This window comes from Desulfatiferula olefinivorans (assembly GCF_054657895.1).
This window is the reverse complement of the sequence record NZ_BAAHXV010000131.1, coordinates 1-344: the sequence shown is the minus strand read 5'-3', so window position 1 is coordinate 344 and position 344 is coordinate 1. Positions and strand designations below refer to the sequence as shown.

The following is a 344-nucleotide window of genomic DNA, read 5'->3' as shown; positions in this document are numbered from 1 at the left end:
AAGCCGCACGTAAACATCGGCACCATCGGGCATATCGACCACGGTAAGACGACGCTGACGGCAGCAATTACCAAGCAGAACGCGCTGCGTTCCGGCAAAGGAAAGGCCATCGCCTTCGACGAGATCGACAAGGCGCCGGAAGAAAAAGAACGTGGAATCACCATCGCCACCGCCCATGTTGAGTACGAGACTCCGAATCGCCATTATGCCCATGTGGACTGTCCGGGCCATGCCGACTATATCAAAAACATGATCACGGGAGCGGCCCAGATGGACGGTGCAATCCTGGTGGTCAGCGCCGATGACGGCCCCATGCCCCAGACCCGTGAACATATCCTTCTTGC

General features: G+C 57.6%; 1 protein-coding gene. It reads left to right on the top strand.

Translation table 11 applies throughout. The features are described from left to right. Positions 1–344, top strand: a 344-nt coding sequence (locus tag ACYQ11_RS22180; RefSeq protein WP_459926018.1) for a GTP-binding protein, incomplete at both ends; no start/stop codon positions are given.